Below are 15,858 nucleotides of genomic sequence, written 5' to 3'. Positions count from 1 at the left end.
TTCTCATGGTTCTAAGCATAAGACACCCGCTGTTTATGTATGATATAATACTGTTTGTAAACGAATACACAAAAGGGTGAGGTTCGATGATAAGAGAAGATGAAGTAAGAAAACTAGTCGGTGAAATGCGCGAACCTTTTCTTCAAAGACCTCTGGGAGAATTGGATGCCGTTAAGGAAGTAAAAATAAAGCCTGAAAAACGGCATGTCAGTGTGAAAGTGGCTCTTGCAAAAACCGGGACAGCAGAACAAATGCAGGTTCAGCAAGAAATCGTAAACGTCTTAAAAGGGGCAGGCGCTGAGACGGTAGGCCTTCGATTTGAAGAGCTGCCTGAAGAAACAGTTGCGAAATTTCGGGCGCCGTCAACTGAGAAAAAAACATTGTTAACTATGGATAACCCGCCGGTTTTCCTTGCTGTAGCGAGCGGAAAAGGCGGAGTAGGCAAATCAACTGTGTCAGTGAACCTTGCTATTTCTCTGGCTCGGCTTGGGAAAAAGGTCGGTTTAATTGACGCGGATATCTATGGCTTTAGTGTGCCGGATATGATGGGGATTACAGTGCGTCCAACAATTGAAGGAGACAAACTGCTTCCTGTTGAACGCTTCGGTGTAAAGGTCATGTCGATGGGCTTCTTCGTTGAAGAAAATGCTCCTGTCGTCTGGAGAGGGCCAATGCTGGGCAAGATGCTCAACAACTTTTTCCACGAAGTAGAATGGGGAGAAGTAGACTATATCGTTCTCGATCTTCCGCCTGGAACAGGGGACGTCGCACTTGATGTACATACGATGCTTCCGAGCAGTAAAGAAATTATCGTGTCAACGCCGCATCCGACTGCAGCCTTTGTTGCGGCCAGAGCGGGATCTATGGCTATTAAAACAGATCATGAGGTCGTTGGCGTCATAGAGAACATGGCTTATTATGAAAGTGCAAAGACTGGGGAAAGAGAATATGTCTTTGGCAAAGGCGGCGGAGATAAACTTGCTGAGGAGCTTAAAGTGCCTTTGCTCGGCAGAATACCGTTAAAGCAGCCTGATTGGGATAAAGACCAATTTGCTCCGTCTGTTTATGACGCAAGCCATCCAATCGGTGAAATATATCATGACATTGCAAAAAAAGTCGTTGAAAAAATGGAAGTGCAAATATAAAAAAGGCGAACCGGGATTTTTTGATCCCGGCTTCCCTTTACTCACCTTCTTTAGCGGTTTCTGCTGCTGCTTTTTTCAGTTCATCTTCGAACTGTTTTTTGTAAAGCGGACTAGAAAGTGTTTCGGTAATTACTTGTTCTAAATAACTGCGGAATTCTTGGCTTTTTGCCAATTCGCTGTATTTTTTATTCATTCCCGGGTCCTGCATAACACTCATCAGCATCTTCTGATAATCCGGATCCTTCATCAGCTTTTTAATTACTTTTTCATGTTCTGTTTGAAGGGTTTTAGCAAAGCTTTCCGCAAATTCAGTGTCTTCAAAGATGTTTTTCCAAAAATCCGCACCTTTTTTAGAGGTAAGTGTTTTTTCTATTGTTCCTTTAATGGCATCCTGATCAATCACCAGTGCTTCATTCATCGCATCATCGTTTAATAATTCCTTAATTGCTTTCTTTCCATCATCTGTTTTTAATATATCAACAACCATTTTTTTGGTCTGATCATAATCCATATCCGCTGCTTGGTCTTTTGGAGCGCAAGCTGTTACAGATAATATCAAAAAACAGCCCATCAATAGCGTTTTGGCTTTTGACATGCTTAAGCTCCTTTCACATACTTATCTTACTTTTAATATGATTCATTCGGTTGGAATTATACATAAGAAAATATCGCGATGTGCGATTTTTGAGGGGTTGAATAAAGAAATGAAAAGCCGTGGCTTAGTTCGTTTTTTCTTTTCTATTTTAGCTGTTGGAGCGGTTGTCACGAGTATTGTGGGTTTTGCTTTAAAATGGGGGGAGTATAAGGAGCTGTTTCTGAATTTTGAAGCGGGCCAGATTTTCTCTGTTTTATTTTGGTTTATCGGTGTCGGCATGATTTTTAGTGTCATCAGTCAAATGGGCTTTTTCGTGTTTTTAACAGTCCACCGGTTTGCTCTCGAAATATTAAGATCTTTATCTTTATGGAATCTACTGCAGCTGTTTTTGATCCTGTTTGTCGCTTTTGATTTAATGTACGTGCGGTTTTTATTTTTTGGAGATAGCGGAGAATCAATGGCTGGCTATGCTTGGCTGCCGTTATTTTTAATGATCTTCGGTTTGCTTACCGCGTATATAAAACAAAAGCAGTCCTCAAAGAAAACGTTTGTGTCATCTTTATTTTTAATGGTTGTGATCACTGCATTGGAATGGTTTCCTGCGCTCAGAGTAAATGATGAGGACTGGCTTTACTTAATGCTCTTTCCGTTAATGGCGTGTAATGCTTTTCAATTACTGATGCTGCCGAAGTTTGCAGCGAAATAATTTATTTTACCTCGGCGGATTTAGCATCTGTGTTTGCTATGAGATCCCCCACGTTGACATTTTTTAAGCCTTTTTCTCTTATATGATGGATAATCTCAGGCAGGGCTTCTTCTGTTTGTTTAGCTGAGTCTGAGGCGTGTAAAAGAATAATGTCTCCTCCTGAAACTTGACGGTTTATATTATCGACGATTTTTTCAACACCTGGATTCGTCCAGTCATGGGAATTTACACTATAGTGAACGACTGTATAGTTGTACTGCTTTGCGATTGATAGGACATTTTTATTGAACTGACCGGTAGGAGGTCTTAATAGCCGTATGTCTTTAATTCCTAATTTTTCAAAGGCGGTCTGCGCTCGATTAATGTCCTTTTTTATTTCACTATCCTCTAGATTTGCATAGTTTTTATAAGCATAACCCATACTCCCTATTTGATGGCCGTCCTTTACAATGCGAGCCACCGTGTCCGGGTGGCGTTCGGCCCAAGAAGCGGAAAGAAAAAAAGTCGCGTTTTTGATGCCGTTGGCTTTCAGGGTATTAAGAATAGGCTCGGCTTTTTTATCACCCCAGCTGATATCAAAGGTAAGAGCAATGTCTTTTGAATCTGTTTCTCCTTTATAAATGGCTTTCGGTCCGCTGTCAGTCGAAAACACAGGGAGCGGCACAGCTCTTTGAATATAAAAAAAGCTGGCTGCAGCAAATGCGGCGATAAGTATAATAATCAATTGTTTAACGCGTTTTATGTGCCATACATAGAAGTGATTCACTGATGATGCCTCCTTATCTTGTCCATCATTCTTGTGTTACATCTTATGTGCCTGGCCAAATGAATATAACTGAATAAAAGTCTCTTTAAAACCAGATTAATTTAGTTATTGACCTTTTAATAGTAACCATGTTATATTATTATTCGTCGCTGATGAACAGCTGACAACAAATAAAAGCTTCATTAACCTTTTAAAAAAGGTGTTGACTTAAAAGAAGCTGAATGTTATAGTAATAAAGCTGCTTCGTTAAGAAGCATGATGATCTTTGAAAACTAAACAAGACAAAACGTACCTGTTAATTCAAGTTTTATTATAAAATCGCACAGCGATGTGCGTAGTCAGTCAAACTACTTTATCGGAGAGTTTGATCCTGGCTCAGGACGAACGCTGGCGGCGTGCCTAATACATGCAAGTCGAGCGGACAGATGGGAGCTTGCTCCCTGATGTTAGCGGCGGACGGGTGAGTAACACGTGGGTAACCTGCCTGTAAGACTGGGATAACTCCGGGAAACCGGGGCTAATACCGGATGCTTGTTTGAACCGCATGGTTCAAACATAAAAGGTGGCTTCGGCTACCACTTACAGATGGACCCGCGGCGCATTAGCTAGTTGGTGAGGTAACGGCTCACCAAGGCAACGATGCGTAGCCGACCTGAGAGGGTGATCGGCCACACTGGGACTGAGACACGGCCCAGACTCCTACGGGAGGCAGCAGTAGGGAATCTTCCGCAATGGACGAAAGTCTGACGGAGCAACGCCGCGTGAGTGATGAAGGTTTTCGGATCGTAAAGCTCTGTTGTTAGGGAAGAACAAGTACCGTTCGAATAGGGCGGTACCTTGACGGTACCTAACCAGAAAGCCACGGCTAACTACGTGCCAGCAGCCGCGGTAATACGTAGGTGGCAAGCGTTGTCCGGAATTATTGGGCGTAAAGGGCTCGCAGGCGGTTCCTTAAGTCTGATGTGAAAGCCCCCGGCTCAACCGGGGAGGGTCATTGGAAACTGGGGAACTTGAGTGCAGAAGAGGAGAGTGGAATTCCACGTGTAGCGGTGAAATGCGTAGAGATGTGGAGGAACACCAGTGGCGAAGGCGACTCTCTGGTCTGTAACTGACGCTGAGGAGCGAAAGCGTGGGGAGCGAACAGGATTAGATACCCTGGTAGTCCACGCCGTAAACGATGAGTGCTAAGTGTTAGGGGGTTTCCGCCCCTTAGTGCTGCAGCTAACGCATTAAGCACTCCGCCTGGGGAGTACGGTCGCAAGACTGAAACTCAAAGGAATTGACGGGGGCCCGCACAAGCGGTGGAGCATGTGGTTTAATTCGAAGCAACGCGAAGAACCTTACCAGGTCTTGACATCCTCTGACAATCCTAGAGATAGGACGTCCCCTTCGGGGGCAGAGTGACAGGTGGTGCATGGTTGTCGTCAGCTCGTGTCGTGAGATGTTGGGTTAAGTCCCGCAACGAGCGCAACCCTTGATCTTAGTTGCCAGCATTCAGTTGGGCACTCTAAGGTGACTGCCGGTGACAAACCGGAGGAAGGTGGGGATGACGTCAAATCATCATGCCCCTTATGACCTGGGCTACACACGTGCTACAATGGACAGAACAAAGGGCAGCGAAACCGCGAGGTTAAGCCAATCCCACAAATCTGTTCTCAGTTCGGATCGCAGTCTGCAACTCGACTGCGTGAAGCTGGAATCGCTAGTAATCGCGGATCAGCATGCCGCGGTGAATACGTTCCCGGGCCTTGTACACACCGCCCGTCACACCACGAGAGTTTGTAACACCCGAAGTCGGTGAGGTAACCTTTATGGAGCCAGCCGCCGAAGGTGGGACAGATGATTGGGGTGAAGTCGTAACAAGGTAGCCGTATCGGAAGGTGCGGCTGGATCACCTCCTTTCTAAGGATATTTACGGAATATAAGACCTTGGGTCTTATAAACAGAACGTTCCCTGTCTTGTTTAGTTTTGAAGGATCATTCCTTCGAAACGTGTTCTTTGAAAACTAGATAACAGTAGACATCACATTCAATTAGTAACACAAGATATCACATAGTGATTCTTTTTAACGGTTAAGTTAGAAAGGGCGCACGGTGGATGCCTTGGCACTAGGAGCCGATGAAGGACGGGACGAACACCGATATGCTTCGGGGAGCTGTAAGCAAGCTTTGATCCGGAGATTTCCGAATGGGGAAACCCACCACTCGTAATGGAGTGGTATCCATATCTGAATTCATAGGATATGAGAAGGCAGACCCGGGGAACTGAAACATCTAAGTACCCGGAGGAAGAGAAAGCAAATGCGATTCCCTGAGTAGCGGCGAGCGAAACGGGATTAGCCCAAACCAAGAGGCTTGCCTCTTGGGGTTGTAGGACACTCTATACGGAGTTACAAAGGAACGAGGTAGATGAAGAGGTCTGGAAAGGCCCGCCATAGAAGGTAACAGCCCTGTAGTCAAAACTTCGTTCTCTCCAGAGTGGATCCTGAGTACGGCGGAACACGTGAAATTCCGTCGGAATCCGGGAGGACCATCTCCCAAGGCTAAATACTCCCTAGTGACCGATAGTGAACCAGTACCGTGAGGGAAAGGTGAAAAGCACCCCGGAAGGGGAGTGAAAGAGATCCTGAAACCGTGTGCCTACAAGTAGTCAGAGCCCGTTAACGGGTGATGGCGTGCCTTTTGTAGAATGAACCGGCGAGTTACGATCCCGTGCAAGGTTAAGCAGAAGATGCGGAGCCGCAGCGAAAGCGAGTCTGAATAGGGCGCATGAGTACGTGGTCGTAGACCCGAAACCAGGTGATCTACCCATGTCCAGGGTGAAGTTCAGGTAACACTGAATGGAGGCCCGAACCCACGCACGTTGAAAAGTGCGGGGATGAGGTGTGGGTAGGGGTGAAATGCCAATCGAACCTGGAGATAGCTGGTTCTCTCCGAAATAGCTTTAGGGCTAGCCTCAAGGTAAGAGTCTTGGAGGTAGAGCACTGATTGGACTAGGGGCCCCTACCGGGTTACCGAATTCAGTCAAACTCCGAATGCCAATGACTTATCCTTGGGAGTCAGACTGCGAGTGATAAGATCCGTAGTCGAAAGGGAAACAGCCCAGACCGCCAGCTAAGGTCCCAAAGTATACGTTAAGTGGAAAAGGATGTGGAGTTGCTTAGACAACCAGGATGTTGGCTTAGAAGCAGCCACCATTTAAAGAGTGCGTAATAGCTCACTGGTCGAGTGACTCTGCGCCGAAAATGTACCGGGGCTAAACGTATCACCGAAGCTGCGGACTGTTCTTCGAACAGTGGTAGGAGAGCGTTCTAAGGGCTGTGAAGCCAGACCGGAAGGACTGGTGGAGCGCTTAGAAGTGAGAATGCCGGTATGAGTAGCGAAAGAGGGGTGAGAATCCCCTCCACCGAATGCCTAAGGTTTCCTGAGGAAGGCTCGTCCGCTCAGGGTTAGTCGGGACCTAAGCCGAGGCCGAAAGGCGTAGGCGATGGACAACAGGTTGATATTCCTGTACCACCTCCTCACCATTTGAGCAATGGGGGGACGCAGGAGGATAGGGTAAGCGCGGTATTGGATATCCGCGTCCAAGCAGTTAGGCTGGGAAATAGGCAAATCCGTTTCCCATAAGGCTGAGCTGTGATGGCGAGCGAAATTTAGTAGCGAAGTTCCTGATTCCACACTGCCAAGAAAAGCCTCTAGCGAGGTGAGAGGTGCCCGTACCGCAAACCGACACAGGTAGGCGAGGAGAGAATCCTAAGGTGATCGAGAGAACTCTCGTTAAGGAACTCGGCAAAATGACCCCGTAACTTCGGGAGAAGGGGTGCTCTGTTAGGGTGAAAGCCCGAGAGAGCCGCAGTGAATAGGCCCAGGCGACTGTTTAGCAAAAACACAGGTCTCTGCGAAGCCGTAAGGCGAAGTATAGGGGCTGACGCCTGCCCGGTGCTGGAAGGTTAAGAGGAGCGCTTAGCGTAAGCGAAGGTGCGAATTGAAGCCCCAGTAAACGGCGGCCGTAACTATAACGGTCCTAAGGTAGCGAAATTCCTTGTCGGGTAAGTTCCGACCCGCACGAAAGGCGCAACGATCTGGGCACTGTCTCAACGAGAGACTCGGTGAAATTATAGTACCTGTGAAGATGCAGGTTACCCGCGACAGGACGGAAAGACCCCGTGGAGCTTTACTGCAGCCTGATATTGAATGTTGGTACAGCTTGTACAGGATAGGTAGGAGCCTTGGAAACCGGAGCGCCAGCTTCGGTGGAGGCATCGGTGGGATACTACCCTGGCTGTATTGACCTTCTAACCCGCCGCCCTTATCGGGCGGGGAGACAGTGTCAGGTGGGCAGTTTGACTGGGGCGGTCGCCTCCTAAAAGGTAACGGAGGCGCCCAAAGGTTCCCTCAGAATGGTTGGAAATCATTCGCAGAGTGTAAAGGCACAAGGGAGCTTGACTGCGAGACCTACAAGTCGAGCAGGGACGAAAGTCGGGCTTAGTGATCCGGTGGTTCCGCATGGAAGGGCCATCGCTCAACGGATAAAAGCTACCCCGGGGATAACAGGCTTATCTCCCCCAAGAGTCCACATCGACGGGGAGGTTTGGCACCTCGATGTCGGCTCATCGCATCCTGGGGCTGTAGTCGGTCCCAAGGGTTGGGCTGTTCGCCCATTAAAGCGGTACGCGAGCTGGGTTCAGAACGTCGTGAGACAGTTCGGTCCCTATCCGTCGCGGGCGCAGGAAATTTGAGAGGAGCTGTCCTTAGTACGAGAGGACCGGGATGGACGCACCGCTGGTGTACCAGTTGTTCTGCCAAGGGCATCGCTGGGTAGCTATGTGCGGACGGGATAAGTGCTGAAAGCATCTAAGCATGAAGCCCCCCTCAAGATGAGATTTCCCATTCCGCAAGGAAGTAAGATCCCTGAAAGATGATCAGGTTGATAGGTCTGAGGTGGAAGTGTGGCGACACATGGAGCTGACAGATACTAATCGATCGAGGACTTAACCTAATTTCTAATGATGTCACACCTGTTATCTAGTTTTGAGAGAACACTCTCAAATTGTTTGGTGGCGATAGCGAAGAGGTCACACCCGTTCCCATGCCGAACACGGAAGTTAAGCTCTTCAGCGCCGATGGTAGTCGGGGGTTTCCCCCTGTGAGAGTAGGACGCCGCCAAGCAGTTTTATCTATTTCTACCATGTTTGTTTATGAAGCTTATATCATTCCGCAGTAGCTCAGTGGTAGAGCTATCGGCTGTTAACCGATCGGTCGTAGGTTCGAATCCTACCTGCGGAGCCATTGCTTCCATAGCTCAGCAGGTAGAGCACTTCCATGGTAAGGAAGAGGTCAGCGGTTCGAGCCCGCTTGGAAGCTTTATTTAAATGCATTACTCTTACCAAGGTTTCTCAAAAAAGAGAAAGCTTTTTTTATTGCGATATGCGGAAGTAGTTCAGTGGTAGAACACCACCTTGCCAAGGTGGGGGTCGCGGGTTCGAATCCCGTCTTCCGCTCCATTATTTCATCCCAACGGGATTCGATACAAGTGAAAGTGCGCCCGTAGCTCAATTGGATAGAGCGTTTGACTACGGATCAAAAGGTTAGGGGTTCGACTCCTCTCGGGCGCGCCATATATTATTTTAATATGAGGAATCGGGAAGTAGCTCAGCTTGGTAGAGCACATGGTTTGGGACCATGGGGTCGCAGGTTCGAATCCTGTCTTCCCGACCATTTTTATGGGGCCTTAGCTCAGCTGGGAGAGCGCCTGCTTTGCACGCAGGAGGTCAGCGGTTCGATCCCGCTAGGCTCCACCAAAAAAGATTCAAAAAAAGTTGTTGACTTTGAAAAAGTGACGTTGTATACTAATAAAGTTGCTTTAACAAAGCGATAAACAAAATGATCTTTGAAAACTAAACAAGACAAAACGTACCTGTTAATTCAAGTTTTATTATAAAATCGCACAGCGATGTGCGTAGTCAGTCAAACTACTTTATCGGAGAGTTTGATCCTGGCTCAGGACGAACGCTGGCGGCGTGCCTAATACATGCAAGTCGAGCGGACAGATGGGAGCTTGCTCCCTGATGTTAGCGGCGGACGGGTGAGTAACACGTGGGTAACCTGCCTGTAAGACTGGGATAACTCCGGGAAACCGGGGCTAATACCGGATGCTTGTTTGAACCGCATGGTTCAAACATAAAAGGTGGCTTCGGCTACCACTTACAGATGGACCCGCGGCGCATTAGCTAGTTGGTGAGGTAACGGCTCACCAAGGCAACGATGCGTAGCCGACCTGAGAGGGTGATCGGCCACACTGGGACTGAGACACGGCCCAGACTCCTACGGGAGGCAGCAGTAGGGAATCTTCCGCAATGGACGAAAGTCTGACGGAGCAACGCCGCGTGAGTGATGAAGGTTTTCGGATCGTAAAGCTCTGTTGTTAGGGAAGAACAAGTACCGTTCGAATAGGGCGGTACCTTGACGGTACCTAACCAGAAAGCCACGGCTAACTACGTGCCAGCAGCCGCGGTAATACGTAGGTGGCAAGCGTTGTCCGGAATTATTGGGCGTAAAGGGCTCGCAGGCGGTTCCTTAAGTCTGATGTGAAAGCCCCCGGCTCAACCGGGGAGGGTCATTGGAAACTGGGGAACTTGAGTGCAGAAGAGGAGAGTGGAATTCCACGTGTAGCGGTGAAATGCGTAGAGATGTGGAGGAACACCAGTGGCGAAGGCGACTCTCTGGTCTGTAACTGACGCTGAGGAGCGAAAGCGTGGGGAGCGAACAGGATTAGATACCCTGGTAGTCCACGCCGTAAACGATGAGTGCTAAGTGTTAGGGGGTTTCCGCCCCTTAGTGCTGCAGCTAACGCATTAAGCACTCCGCCTGGGGAGTACGGTCGCAAGACTGAAACTCAAAGGAATTGACGGGGGCCCGCACAAGCGGTGGAGCATGTGGTTTAATTCGAAGCAACGCGAAGAACCTTACCAGGTCTTGACATCCTCTGACAATCCTAGAGATAGGACGTCCCCTTCGGGGGCAGAGTGACAGGTGGTGCATGGTTGTCGTCAGCTCGTGTCGTGAGATGTTGGGTTAAGTCCCGCAACGAGCGCAACCCTTGATCTTAGTTGCCAGCATTCAGTTGGGCACTCTAAGGTGACTGCCGGTGACAAACCGGAGGAAGGTGGGGATGACGTCAAATCATCATGCCCCTTATGACCTGGGCTACACACGTGCTACAATGGACAGAACAAAGGGCAGCGAAACCGCGAGGTTAAGCCAATCCCACAAATCTGTTCTCAGTTCGGATCGCAGTCTGCAACTCGACTGCGTGAAGCTGGAATCGCTAGTAATCGCGGATCAGCATGCCGCGGTGAATACGTTCCCGGGCCTTGTACACACCGCCCGTCACACCACGAGAGTTTGTAACACCCGAAGTCGGTGAGGTAACCTTTATGGAGCCAGCCGCCGAAGGTGGGACAGATGATTGGGGTGAAGTCGTAACAAGGTAGCCGTATCGGAAGGTGCGGCTGGATCACCTCCTTTCTAAGGATATTTACGGAATATAAGACCTTGGGTCTTATAAACAGAACGTTCCCTGTCTTGTTTAGTTTTGAAGGATCATTCCTTCGAAACGTGTTCTTTGAAAACTAGATAACAGTAGACATCACATTCAATTAGTAACACAAGATATCACATAGTGATTCTTTTTAACGGTTAAGTTAGAAAGGGCGCACGGTGGATGCCTTGGCACTAGGAGCCGATGAAGGACGGGACGAACACCGATATGCTTCGGGGAGCTGTAAGCAAGCTTTGATCCGGAGATTTCCGAATGGGGAAACCCACCACTCGTAATGGAGTGGTATCCATATCTGAATTCATAGGATATGAGAAGGCAGACCCGGGGAACTGAAACATCTAAGTACCCGGAGGAAGAGAAAGCAAATGCGATTCCCTGAGTAGCGGCGAGCGAAACGGGATTAGCCCAAACCAAGAGGCTTGCCTCTTGGGGTTGTAGGACACTCTATACGGAGTTACAAAGGAACGAGGTAGATGAAGAGGTCTGGAAAGGCCCGCCATAGAAGGTAACAGCCCTGTAGTCAAAACTTCGTTCTCTCCAGAGTGGATCCTGAGTACGGCGGAACACGTGAAATTCCGTCGGAATCCGGGAGGACCATCTCCCAAGGCTAAATACTCCCTAGTGACCGATAGTGAACCAGTACCGTGAGGGAAAGGTGAAAAGCACCCCGGAAGGGGAGTGAAAGAGATCCTGAAACCGTGTGCCTACAAGTAGTCAGAGCCCGTTAACGGGTGATGGCGTGCCTTTTGTAGAATGAACCGGCGAGTTACGATCCCGTGCAAGGTTAAGCAGAAGATGCGGAGCCGCAGCGAAAGCGAGTCTGAATAGGGCGCATGAGTACGTGGTCGTAGACCCGAAACCAGGTGATCTACCCATGTCCAGGGTGAAGTTCAGGTAACACTGAATGGAGGCCCGAACCCACGCACGTTGAAAAGTGCGGGGATGAGGTGTGGGTAGGGGTGAAATGCCAATCGAACCTGGAGATAGCTGGTTCTCTCCGAAATAGCTTTAGGGCTAGCCTCAAGGTAAGAGTCTTGGAGGTAGAGCACTGATTGGACTAGGGGCCCCTACCGGGTTACCGAATTCAGTCAAACTCCGAATGCCAATGACTTATCCTTGGGAGTCAGACTGCGAGTGATAAGATCCGTAGTCGAAAGGGAAACAGCCCAGACCGCCAGCTAAGGTCCCAAAGTATACGTTAAGTGGAAAAGGATGTGGAGTTGCTTAGACAACCAGGATGTTGGCTTAGAAGCAGCCACCATTTAAAGAGTGCGTAATAGCTCACTGGTCGAGTGACTCTGCGCCGAAAATGTACCGGGGCTAAACGTATCACCGAAGCTGCGGACTGTTCTTCGAACAGTGGTAGGAGAGCGTTCTAAGGGCTGTGAAGCCAGACCGGAAGGACTGGTGGAGCGCTTAGAAGTGAGAATGCCGGTATGAGTAGCGAAAGAGGGGTGAGAATCCCCTCCACCGAATGCCTAAGGTTTCCTGAGGAAGGCTCGTCCGCTCAGGGTTAGTCGGGACCTAAGCCGAGGCCGAAAGGCGTAGGCGATGGACAACAGGTTGATATTCCTGTACCACCTCCTCACCATTTGAGCAATGGGGGGACGCAGGAGGATAGGGTAAGCGCGGTATTGGATATCCGCGTCCAAGCAGTTAGGCTGGGAAATAGGCAAATCCGTTTCCCATAAGGCTGAGCTGTGATGGCGAGCGAAATTTAGTAGCGAAGTTCCTGATTCCACACTGCCAAGAAAAGCCTCTAGCGAGGTGAGAGGTGCCCGTACCGCAAACCGACACAGGTAGGCGAGGAGAGAATCCTAAGGTGATCGAGAGAACTCTCGTTAAGGAACTCGGCAAAATGACCCCGTAACTTCGGGAGAAGGGGTGCTCTGTTAGGGTGAAAGCCCGAGAGAGCCGCAGTGAATAGGCCCAGGCGACTGTTTAGCAAAAACACAGGTCTCTGCGAAGCCGTAAGGCGAAGTATAGGGGCTGACGCCTGCCCGGTGCTGGAAGGTTAAGAGGAGCGCTTAGCGTAAGCGAAGGTGCGAATTGAAGCCCCAGTAAACGGCGGCCGTAACTATAACGGTCCTAAGGTAGCGAAATTCCTTGTCGGGTAAGTTCCGACCCGCACGAAAGGCGCAACGATCTGGGCACTGTCTCAACGAGAGACTCGGTGAAATTATAGTACCTGTGAAGATGCAGGTTACCCGCGACAGGACGGAAAGACCCCGTGGAGCTTTACTGCAGCCTGATATTGAATGTTGGTACAGCTTGTACAGGATAGGTAGGAGCCTTGGAAACCGGAGCGCCAGCTTCGGTGGAGGCATCGGTGGGATACTACCCTGGCTGTATTGACCTTCTAACCCGCCGCCCTTATCGGGCGGGGAGACAGTGTCAGGTGGGCAGTTTGACTGGGGCGGTCGCCTCCTAAAAGGTAACGGAGGCGCCCAAAGGTTCCCTCAGAATGGTTGGAAATCATTCGCAGAGTGTAAAGGCACAAGGGAGCTTGACTGCGAGACCTACAAGTCGAGCAGGGACGAAAGTCGGGCTTAGTGATCCGGTGGTTCCGCATGGAAGGGCCATCGCTCAACGGATAAAAGCTACCCCGGGGATAACAGGCTTATCTCCCCCAAGAGTCCACATCGACGGGGAGGTTTGGCACCTCGATGTCGGCTCATCGCATCCTGGGGCTGTAGTCGGTCCCAAGGGTTGGGCTGTTCGCCCATTAAAGCGGTACGCGAGCTGGGTTCAGAACGTCGTGAGACAGTTCGGTCCCTATCCGTCGCGGGCGCAGGAAATTTGAGAGGAGCTGTCCTTAGTACGAGAGGACCGGGATGGACGCACCGCTGGTGTACCAGTTGTTCTGCCAAGGGCATCGCTGGGTAGCTATGTGCGGACGGGATAAGTGCTGAAAGCATCTAAGCATGAAGCCCCCCTCAAGATGAGATTTCCCATTCCGCAAGGAAGTAAGATCCCTGAAAGATGATCAGGTTGATAGGTCTGAGGTGGAAGTGTGGCGACACATGGAGCTGACAGATACTAATCGATCGAGGACTTAACCTAATTTCTAATGATGTCACACCTGTTATCTAGTTTTGAGAGAACACTCTCAAATTGTTTGGTGGCGATAGCGAAGAGGTCACACCCGTTCCCATGCCGAACACGGAAGTTAAGCTCTTCAGCGCCGATGGTAGTCGGGGGTTTCCCCCTGTGAGAGTAGGACGCCGCCAAGCAATTGCACGTTAGTGCAATTAAAAGATATAAAAAGTTGTTGACTTTGAGAAAGCGACGTTGTATACTAATAAAGTTGCTTTAACAAAGCGATAAACAAAATGATCTTTGAAAACTAAACAAGACAAAACGTACCTGTTAATTCAAGTTTTATTATAAAATCGCACAGCGATGTGCGTAGTCAGTCAAACTACTTTATCGGAGAGTTTGATCCTGGCTCAGGACGAACGCTGGCGGCGTGCCTAATACATGCAAGTCGAGCGGACAGATGGGAGCTTGCTCCCTGATGTTAGCGGCGGACGGGTGAGTAACACGTGGGTAACCTGCCTGTAAGACTGGGATAACTCCGGGAAACCGGGGCTAATACCGGATGCTTGTTTGAACCGCATGGTTCAAACATAAAAGGTGGCTTCGGCTACCACTTACAGATGGACCCGCGGCGCATTAGCTAGTTGGTGAGGTAACGGCTCACCAAGGCAACGATGCGTAGCCGACCTGAGAGGGTGATCGGCCACACTGGGACTGAGACACGGCCCAGACTCCTACGGGAGGCAGCAGTAGGGAATCTTCCGCAATGGACGAAAGTCTGACGGAGCAACGCCGCGTGAGTGATGAAGGTTTTCGGATCGTAAAGCTCTGTTGTTAGGGAAGAACAAGTACCGTTCGAATAGGGCGGTACCTTGACGGTACCTAACCAGAAAGCCACGGCTAACTACGTGCCAGCAGCCGCGGTAATACGTAGGTGGCAAGCGTTGTCCGGAATTATTGGGCGTAAAGGGCTCGCAGGCGGTTCCTTAAGTCTGATGTGAAAGCCCCCGGCTCAACCGGGGAGGGTCATTGGAAACTGGGGAACTTGAGTGCAGAAGAGGAGAGTGGAATTCCACGTGTAGCGGTGAAATGCGTAGAGATGTGGAGGAACACCAGTGGCGAAGGCGACTCTCTGGTCTGTAACTGACGCTGAGGAGCGAAAGCGTGGGGAGCGAACAGGATTAGATACCCTGGTAGTCCACGCCGTAAACGATGAGTGCTAAGTGTTAGGGGGTTTCCGCCCCTTAGTGCTGCAGCTAACGCATTAAGCACTCCGCCTGGGGAGTACGGTCGCAAGACTGAAACTCAAAGGAATTGACGGGGGCCCGCACAAGCGGTGGAGCATGTGGTTTAATTCGAAGCAACGCGAAGAACCTTACCAGGTCTTGACATCCTCTGACAATCCTAGAGATAGGACGTCCCCTTCGGGGGCAGAGTGACAGGTGGTGCATGGTTGTCGTCAGCTCGTGTCGTGAGATGTTGGGTTAAGTCCCGCAACGAGCGCAACCCTTGATCTTAGTTGCCAGCATTCAGTTGGGCACTCTAAGGTGACTGCCGGTGACAAACCGGAGGAAGGTGGGGATGACGTCAAATCATCATGCCCCTTATGACCTGGGCTACACACGTGCTACAATGGACAGAACAAAGGGCAGCGAAACCGCGAGGTTAAGCCAATCCCACAAATCTGTTCTCAGTTCGGATCGCAGTCTGCAACTCGACTGCGTGAAGCTGGAATCGCTAGTAATCGCGGATCAGCATGCCGCGGTGAATACGTTCCCGGGCCTTGTACACACCGCCCGTCACACCACGAGAGTTTGTAACACCCGAAGTCGGTGAGGTAACCTTTATGGAGCCAGCCGCCGAAGGTGGGACAGATGATTGGGGTGAAGTCGTAACAAGGTAGCCGTATCGGAAGGTGCGGCTGGATCACCTCCTTTCTAAGGATATTTACGGAATATAAGACCTTGGGTCTTATAAACAGAACGTTCCCTGTCTTGTTTAGTTTTGAAGGATCATTCCTTCGAAACGTGTTCTTTGAAAACTAGA

At 49.8% G+C, this 15,858-nt stretch carries 4 protein-coding genes, 6 tRNA genes and 7 rRNA genes; 15 read left to right on the top strand and 2 right to left on the bottom strand.

Annotated features, from left to right (window positions below; all coding sequences use genetic code 11):
- The first annotated feature begins 86 nt into the window (after positions 1–86).
- The gene (salA, locus tag NST16_RS17210) at positions 87–1,145 is read left to right on the top strand and encodes an iron-sulfur carrier protein/transcriptional regulator SalA (protein WP_010332791.1); all 1,059 of its coding nucleotides are present in this window, start codon (positions 87–89) and stop codon (positions 1,143–1,145) included.
- 37 nt (positions 1,146–1,182) lie between these two features.
- Here salA and gerD read toward each other — a convergent pair whose 3' ends face one another.
- Positions 1,183–1,740, bottom strand: coding sequence for a spore germination lipoprotein GerD (gene gerD / locus NST16_RS17205; protein ID WP_010332792.1), 558 nt, complete (start codon positions 1,738–1,740; stop codon positions 1,183–1,185).
- A 109-nt stretch (positions 1,741–1,849) separates the two neighbouring features.
- Here gerD and kbaA point away from each other — a divergent pair, with 109 nt between their 5' ends.
- A complete protein-coding gene (kbaA, locus tag NST16_RS17200) occupies positions 1,850–2,446 on the top strand; it encodes a KinB-signaling pathway activation protein (RefSeq protein WP_340887737.1) in 597 nt (198 codons plus the stop codon).
- A gap of 1 nt (position 2,447) precedes the next feature.
- Here kbaA and pdaB read toward each other — a convergent pair whose 3' ends face one another.
- Positions 2,448–3,212: a polysaccharide deacetylase family sporulation protein PdaB gene (gene pdaB, locus NST16_RS17195; protein ID WP_168746789.1), complete on the bottom strand. Its 765-nt coding sequence runs from the start codon at positions 3,210–3,212 to the stop codon at positions 2,448–2,450.
- A gap of 352 nt (positions 3,213–3,564) precedes the next feature.
- Here pdaB and NST16_RS17190 point away from each other — a divergent pair.
- The 13 genes from NST16_RS17190 to NST16_RS17130 all read left to right on the top strand — a co-directional run bounded on the left by NST16_RS17190 (position 3,565) and on the right by NST16_RS17130 (position 15,749).
- Positions 3,565–5,114, top strand: a 16S ribosomal RNA gene (locus tag NST16_RS17190).
- Positions 5,115–5,283: 169 nt separating this feature from the next.
- A 23S ribosomal RNA gene (locus tag NST16_RS17185) occupies positions 5,284–8,211 on the top strand.
- Between the two features lie 54 nt (positions 8,212–8,265).
- Positions 8,266–8,381 (top strand): 5S ribosomal RNA (gene rrf / locus NST16_RS17180).
- 45 nt (positions 8,382–8,426) lie between these two features.
- Positions 8,427–8,501: transfer RNA gene (locus NST16_RS17175), tRNA-Asn, on the top strand.
- 2 nt (positions 8,502–8,503) lie between these two features.
- Positions 8,504–8,576 (top strand) — tRNA-Thr (locus tag NST16_RS17170).
- Between the two features lie 65 nt (positions 8,577–8,641).
- Positions 8,642–8,716, top strand: a tRNA-Gly gene (locus NST16_RS17165).
- 37 nt (positions 8,717–8,753) lie between these two features.
- A tRNA-Arg gene (locus NST16_RS17160) sits at positions 8,754–8,830 on the top strand.
- Between the two features lie 23 nt (positions 8,831–8,853).
- Positions 8,854–8,930: transfer RNA gene (locus NST16_RS17155), tRNA-Pro, on the top strand.
- A gap of 7 nt (positions 8,931–8,937) precedes the next feature.
- Positions 8,938–9,013 (top strand) — tRNA-Ala (locus tag NST16_RS17150).
- A gap of 176 nt (positions 9,014–9,189) precedes the next feature.
- A 16S ribosomal RNA gene (locus NST16_RS17145) occupies positions 9,190–10,739 on the top strand.
- A gap of 169 nt (positions 10,740–10,908) precedes the next feature.
- Positions 10,909–13,836: ribosomal RNA gene (locus tag NST16_RS17140) — 23S ribosomal RNA — on the top strand.
- 54 nt (positions 13,837–13,890) lie between these two features.
- Positions 13,891–14,006: ribosomal RNA gene (rrf, locus tag NST16_RS17135) — 5S ribosomal RNA — on the top strand.
- Between the two features lie 193 nt (positions 14,007–14,199).
- Positions 14,200–15,749: ribosomal RNA gene (locus NST16_RS17130) — 16S ribosomal RNA — on the top strand.
- Together the 16S, 23S and 5S rRNA genes with 6 tRNA genes alongside form the textbook arrangement of a ribosomal RNA operon.
- Positions 15,750–15,858: the final 109 nt, after the last annotated feature.

The sequence above is a fragment of the Bacillus sp. FSL K6-1005 genome, assembly GCF_038000225.1.
Lineage (GTDB): Bacteria > Bacillota > Bacilli > Bacillales > Bacillaceae > Bacillus > Bacillus mojavensis.
The sequence above is the reverse complement of the archived record's forward strand: the minus strand, read 5'-3'. Positions and strand labels throughout refer to the sequence as shown.

Bases quoted from the DNA above. Each gene is read 5' to 3' on its own strand.
- salA (WP_010332791.1), top strand. From the start codon at position 87: ATGATAAGAGAAGATGAAGTAAGAAAACTAGTCGGTGAAATGCGCGAA.
- gerD (WP_010332792.1), bottom strand. From the start codon at position 1,740: ATGTCAAAAGCCAAAACGCTATTGATGGGCTGTTTTTTGATATTATCT.
- kbaA (WP_340887737.1), top strand. From the start codon at position 1,850: ATGAAAAGCCGTGGCTTAGTTCGTTTTTTCTTTTCTATTTTAGCTGTT.